This window comes from Cetobacterium sp., from assembly GCF_051658645.1.
Taxonomy (GTDB): domain Bacteria; phylum Fusobacteriota; class Fusobacteriia; order Fusobacteriales; family Fusobacteriaceae; genus Cetobacterium_A.
Genome location: NZ_JBOFMZ010000011.1, coordinates 1 through 6,457 on the forward strand (window position 1 = coordinate 1; position 6,457 = coordinate 6,457).

The 6,457-nt window shown below is 23.7% G+C and carries 7 protein-coding genes; all 7 read left to right on the top strand.

The annotated features are described in order from the left end of the window. Window positions 1-336, top strand: a 336-nt coding sequence (locus ACRCZX_RS00375; RefSeq protein WP_438580970.1) for a hypothetical protein, incomplete at its 5' end; no start/stop codon positions are given. Window positions 337-449: 113 nt separating this feature from the next. Further along, on the top strand, window positions 450-1,028 hold the full coding sequence (locus ACRCZX_RS00380; protein WP_438580971.1) for a class I SAM-dependent methyltransferase: 579 nt from the start codon (window positions 450-452) through the stop codon (window positions 1,026-1,028). Beyond that, complete coding sequence (locus ACRCZX_RS00385) at window positions 998-1,639, top strand: hypothetical protein (RefSeq protein ID WP_438580972.1); 642 nt, start codon at window positions 998-1,000, stop codon at window positions 1,637-1,639. Before ACRCZX_RS00380 ends, ACRCZX_RS00385 begins: the two co-directional genes overlap by 31 nt. After that, window positions 1,632-2,009, top strand: coding sequence for a hypothetical protein (locus ACRCZX_RS00390; protein WP_438580973.1), 378 nt, complete (start codon window positions 1,632-1,634; stop codon window positions 2,007-2,009). The genes ACRCZX_RS00385 and ACRCZX_RS00390 overlap by 8 nt, the downstream gene beginning before the upstream one ends. 160 nt (window positions 2,010-2,169) lie before the next feature. After that, a complete protein-coding gene (locus tag ACRCZX_RS00395) occupies window positions 2,170-3,102 on the top strand; it encodes an HNH endonuclease (RefSeq protein ID WP_438580974.1) in 933 nt (310 codons plus the stop codon). A gap of 154 nt (window positions 3,103-3,256) precedes the next feature. After that, window positions 3,257-3,445, top strand: a complete 189-nt coding sequence (locus ACRCZX_RS00400) for a hypothetical protein (protein WP_438580975.1) — start codon at window positions 3,257-3,259, stop codon at window positions 3,443-3,445. Window positions 3,446-3,530: 85 nt separating this feature from the next. Continuing rightward, window positions 3,531-6,281: an SIR2 family protein gene (locus ACRCZX_RS00405; RefSeq protein WP_438580976.1), complete on the top strand. Its 2,751-nt coding sequence runs from the start codon at window positions 3,531-3,533 to the stop codon at window positions 6,279-6,281. Window positions 6,282-6,457: the final 176 nt, after the last annotated feature.

Genomic DNA, 6,457 nt, shown 5'->3' on the forward strand with positions numbered 1-6,457 from the left:
ACAAAAATACAAAAAATAGCTTTTTCTGCGAGTAGAAAAAAGTATATTTCAGAGTTTTTAGAAAAAAATGAAAATCTGCAGAATAAATCCGCTCAAACTAATCAAACCCTCTTTCAAAACGTTGAACCTGTAGAATCTACCCAATCAATGGATGATATATCTGAAATTAAAAAGAAGATTTTAGAAGCTTTAGAATTAGCAGATATTGTATATTCTTACAGTGAAGATGCTAAAAAAGAGTTATTGCTTAGTATTTTGAAAGAAGTTATTGCAATAAGAAATAAAGGAGTTTTAACAGCTGAAAAACTTACCGAAGTGATAGGAAATCATTTTTAATTATCCAAAATTGAAATAAAATCCAAGTTAATACTCTTGGATTTTTTGTTTTTATGTGTTATTATAAACCATTATTGTAAGATGGGATTGTAATTATAAAACTTGGAGGTTTTATGTCTGTAAAATTTTATAATGAAAATGCGATTCAATTTTTTAACAGTACTGTAAATGCTGATATGAGCTATATTTATGATGTCTTTGAAAAAAGTCTATCTAGAAAAGGCGAAATATTAGATTTAGGCTGTGGAAGTGGAAGAGATTCAAAACATTTTCTAGATAAAGGATATACAATTAAGGCGATTGATTTATCTCGAGAGCTAGCAGCAGCAGCAAGTAAATATATTGGAATAGAAGTTTTAGTATCTGACATGAGAACTTTAGATTATAGCGACAGATTTATAGGAATTTGGGCTAGTGCTTCTTTATTGCACCTAACAGAACTAGAAATTTTAGAGACCTTAAAAAGGTGCTATAAAGCTCTTAAAAAAAATGGTGTAGTTTATGCTTCTTTTAAAATTGGAGAAAAGAATTATGAAAAAGACGGTAGAAGTTTTACTGTTTTTACTCGTAAAAAATTTTTAGATTTAATAAAAAATTGTGATTATGAATCTTGTGAAACATTTGAAACTACTGATGTTCGAGCTGAAAGAGAAGGTGAGAAATGGTTAAATGTAATTCTGAAAAAAAAATAAAAAATAAAAGAGTTGTTGTAACTGAAACGAATGACGAGCTTATAGCTATGTATAGGAGCTTTTCAGAAAAAATAGAAGCGTACAATGGTGCTTCTATGTTCCAGCTTAAAAAACACGGTTTTAAGTACTCAGAATCAGTTTTATTACGTAGGTTTGGAAGTTGGAAAGAAGTTAAAACAGCTGCAGGCTATACATTCAATTTAGGCTCTTTATATTCTAAAGATGATGTTACAAAATTGCTGTTAAATGCACGAGAGATAAAAGGTCGTAGATTATCTCAAAACGAGCTTAATAGCGATCCTAATTTGCCTGTGTTAGAAACAGTTTTAAAGTTTTTTAAAACGACAAAAATCTCGGTTGTATGGGATGAGTTGGAGAGGGGATTAGAAAAAACTAGCACAGAGGGTAAGCACTATTCTTTAGAAGAGGTTAAAAATTTACTCTACAAAGAGTATTGTGCAAAAGGTGCACCTTTGACTGTAATGGAAATTACTGCCAAAACAAGAGAGGGTAAACTACCAGGCAAAACGACAATTTACAGACACTTTAAAACACAAAAAATTAGAGATATATGGAAAATTGTCTTAGAGGAGAAAGAGAATATTGGATAAAATTAAAAAGACTTTTTATAAGTATTGGTCAAAAGAAAAAGCAGATAAATTCTATGAAACTTTAGAGAGTACAGTTTTAGTTTATAAAATAGAATGTTTGGAAAACTTTATTGAAGAGATTTTTATAGAGAATCCACTTATTAAAAGCTCAGAAATAATTAAATTAGCTCAAAACATGGATGCATTCGTATCTCGTGAAGAGTTTTTAATAGACTTTTTCAGATGTACAGAAACACCTGAAGGTGAAGCTGTTATAGCTAGATTAGAGAATGATAGTGATGAAGTTCAAAGATTAGTAGAAGGATTAGTTAAATCTAAAAAAATTAGAGTTGTAGAGAATGAGAATGAATTTATTGTTATGTATGTGTAAATTTATTTATACTAAAAATTAAAAATAAAAGGAGAGTAATAACGATATAATTCAGAAAGAATTAGGTGTTTTAAAGTAACAACACAAGCTTTTTGTTAAAATTCCTAAATTTATCATTGAGAACTATTGACAAAAAATATAGAAAGATAGAGGTATAAAAATGATTAAGTACACAAATTTTTGGATTTTTTTAAATAATCCTAAATATTGGGATTTGGAAAAGTTTCTTAGTGATAGTAAAGAAACTTCTCTTCCTTTAACTTGGACTATTCCAAAATTTCAAAAGGATTATTTTTATCCAAATCAATATGGAGTTTTAAGAGTAGGAAAAGATAAAAGAACTCTTAAAGAGTTAGGATCTAATAAAAGATTAGAATCAGGAGTTTATGCCATTGTTCAAATAATATCTTCTGCGAAAGAAAAAAACGAAGAACATGCTTGGGATAATATCTATAATTTAAATAATGAAAGTAGTTATTTAAGAGGCCAATATTGTATTGAACTTAAAATAATTCATAATCTAGTTGATGCACCTCTTTTTTTTAAAGATATTTCAAATATACCACAAATTGAAAATGATAAGTATTTAATTTCTGGATATCAAGCTTCAAGTATTCCTTTATCAGAAAGTTGTTTCAATAAATTATTAAAAATATCAAATTTAGATATAGTAAATTCAGAAAAAAATGATGAATATTTTATTTTAACAGGATTAGAAAAAGAAATTATTAGTAAATATAGAGTAGGACAAACAAACTTTAGAAATAATTTACTTTTTCACCAAAGTAGATGTAAGATTTGTAAATTAAGTAATGAAAATTTTTTAATAGCTAGTCATATAAAACCATGGTCAGTAAGTAATGAATTTGAAAAAGTTGATGTACACAATGGATTTTTATTATGTCCACATCATGATAAGTTATTTGATGGTGGATATATTTCATTTAAAGATAATGGAGAGATTTTAATCTCTCCATTATTAAATCAAGCTGATCAACTTTTAATGAATGTTAATTCTAAATTTAAAATCAAATTAAATAATGAAAATTTAAAGTATTTAAAATACCACAGGGAAAATATATTAAAAAAATAATTGTAATATAATATTAGTATAGATAATGAATTCAAAGTATTTGGAGAAGTTTTAAATTGAAATCCAGTAACAATATATTTATCAAGAAAAGTTTTGATATAAACAATAGAAAAAAATATGAAATTATAAAAAGTTAACAAGGGGGTTAGTGAAAATGAAAGAAATTGAATTTTATTTTGATTTTGAAAATGGAAAAGTAATTTTTAGTGATGGCAATAAAGTTGATACAAATTTTGAAAAAGAAAGCTTTATATATAAAGGGAAAGAGTTTTATTTAGAGTCTGACGTTGAAAAAGATTTATGCTATACTTTTAATATTAGATATGTAAATATGGATATTTAGACTTAAAAATACTTTATAGAGCCCATTACAAAGCAAGAATATGATGCCTAAAGAATAATCTATAATTTAAAATGGAGGAGTAAAATTGAGGGATAAATATATTGATTTTTTAGCAGAAGAATTACAAAATCAAAAATTAGTTATTTTTGTTGGAGCAGGAGTTTCAATAAATAGTGATTTACCTAGCTGGCATTCATTGGTAAAAAGCTATGCTGAATATATGGGAATTGAGAAAGATAATTATAACTCTGAAGAAATGTTAGAAATTCCTGAAAAATTTTATAATCATTTTGGAAAAATAAAATATTATGACATTTTAGAAAAAAAATTTAAGAATAATCATGAGCCAAATTTTATTCACAAAGCTTTGAATAAGCTTAATTTAGAGTATATAATAACAACAAATTATGATAATTTGATTGAAATTGAACTAAATGAAAGTAATGAATATGATGTGGTAACTAAAGATGAAGAGTTAGCATATTCAAAATCAAAAAAAATGATAATTAAAATGCATGGTGATATAGAAAATAGAAATGTCGTTTTAAAAAGAAGTGATTACGATAAATATGAACAAAACTTTCCATTAATAACAACATTTGTAAAAAGTTTGTTTACAACAAATACCGTTCTTTTTATAGGGTATTCATTAAATGATGTAAATGTTAAAAATATTATGAAATGGATTAGTGATATTTTGAATGAAGATTTTAGAAGGGTCTATCTTGTTGATTTTGAAAGTTCAGACGGTAATGAAAGTAATAACAACTTAATAAATAAAATTTTATTGCAATGTTCAGATGAGAATAAAGGTAAAAAATTAGCTGATTTTTTAACAGAATTATATTCTAGAAAAAAAAAGAATGAAATGAAGGAAAATTTTAAAATATATGAAAATTTAAACTATATAACAGAAGATAATTTGAAAAAAATTATAAAAGATCTAAGTGTTTGTGAATATTCTTGCTCCTCTGAAGGAATAATAACAACTAAAAAAATAAAATTAAAAAAAATGGATGATCCGAATAAATATAGAGACATATTTTTTAAAGCTCGGATTAATAATATTGTTATAAATAAAACTGAGAAAATAGAGCTTAATGAGTTGTTTTCTAATAAACATGAAAATAATAACATCAATAACATAATAAATTCAATAATGACTTTTGATAAAAATAAATTTGTAAATTCAATACAAGGGATAGAAAATAGTTATCTAAAAGCTTATGGTTTTACATTTTTTCATGAATTTCAAAAAGCCAAAGATGTTATTGGAGAATATAAAATTCAAAAGTTATCTAAAGAGAAAATCATTTGGAATAATTTTATTTTATTGAATATTGAAAATGAAGAACAGAGAATCAACTTTAAAAATAAGGATAAAATTGATTTGAATAAAATATATAGAAAATTTTTTAAAACTGAAACAGAGCTATATCAAGAAATCTTTGAAAATTTAACATTAAGTAAGATTGAAAATAAAATTGAAAATTATTTATATAAAATAAGAAAAAATAAAAATTGTTGTAATTTAGGTACAACAACAATAGAAAATTCAGAATACTCTATAAAAGAGGCTTTCAATCACTGTATACTTAATGGAATAAGTTTAAATAACTTTGAGATGTATAAAATTATAAAAAAATATTTAGAAATACTGTTTATAGCTTATACTAATGAAGTTCAAGATATAAATCGTAACAATTTTTTTGGTGAAAGTTCAAAATTTGAAAAAGTGGATAAAATTGATTATCTTGATATTTTTCTAATGATGCAATTAAATTTAAAAGATTTAAAACTATTATTTAAAGATTATTTTATAGATGAGTTAAAATGTGATGAATCATGTGTTGAAAATATAATTCAGAGTCTAAAAAATGTTCTTAATTTTCCAAAAGAATTGACAACAAAAGTAAATGAAATACTTACAAAAATATTATTATTATTATCAAAAACACATCTAACAGAAGAACAATCTAATAAATGCATAACTATTATTTTAAATAACACTAATTTTTTTAAACTACTTATTTCTAATGACATTTCATCTCATGAGACTAGTTCCAATTTTATAAATTTTCTTTATACAATAATAAAGAATCTAAAGTGTAATATATTAAAAGAGTTAATTTTAAAAATAGTGGATGAAAAAGATTTAATTGAACCGAGTCCAAATTTAATTAATTTTTTAACATATTATTTTAAAGAAAAAACAGAAGAAAAAATTATAGAATCTGAAGATATTCTATGTTTTTTAAAAAGTTGCAAAACACATTCACAGGTAAGATTATATTTTACAAGAATTTTAGAAAAAAGTTTAATTAAAAAGATTATTAATGAAGAAAAAATAAAGTTGAATCAAAAATTTGAAATGCGAACATATATGTTAATAATAGATTTAGAATTGATTGCTCCAAACTTTTCTCAAGAAAAATTAATTATAGAGAAACTAGAAAGTCTAGAGCTAAAGAATGACTTAGTAAGTGAAGCAGATTTTATTATAAATAATATTTTTTATTTGCTTTTAAACAACTTAGTAACGAGTGAATTTATAGAATATATGAAAAACTATAGAGATGAAAGTGTGATTAAGTATATTGAGAAAAAAGGATTTCAAAATATTTTAAATTATTCTTTAGATAAAGAAAATTTTGATTATTCTCTATTTAAATTATGTGATTTTGAAATTTTTACTAAAAATGGATTAAAAGAATTAATTAAAAATTCAAATAATAACAAAGATTTGCTTTGTTTACTACACAATTATATAAAATCAAAAAATAAAAATGATCTAATATTAGAAACGTATTTAGAATATATAAGTGAAGAAGATTAATATATTATATAATCACTAAATAAATTAATTCAGTACAAAAAAGTACACTTTTGTGTACTCCTATTATTGTTCTAATTCAGTGTTCACAAAATTACTTTTTTTAATTTTAGAACAACAGTTCACTAAACTCTAGGTAGTATTTGTATTTTTTTCACAAGCAAGATATAATTAATAAG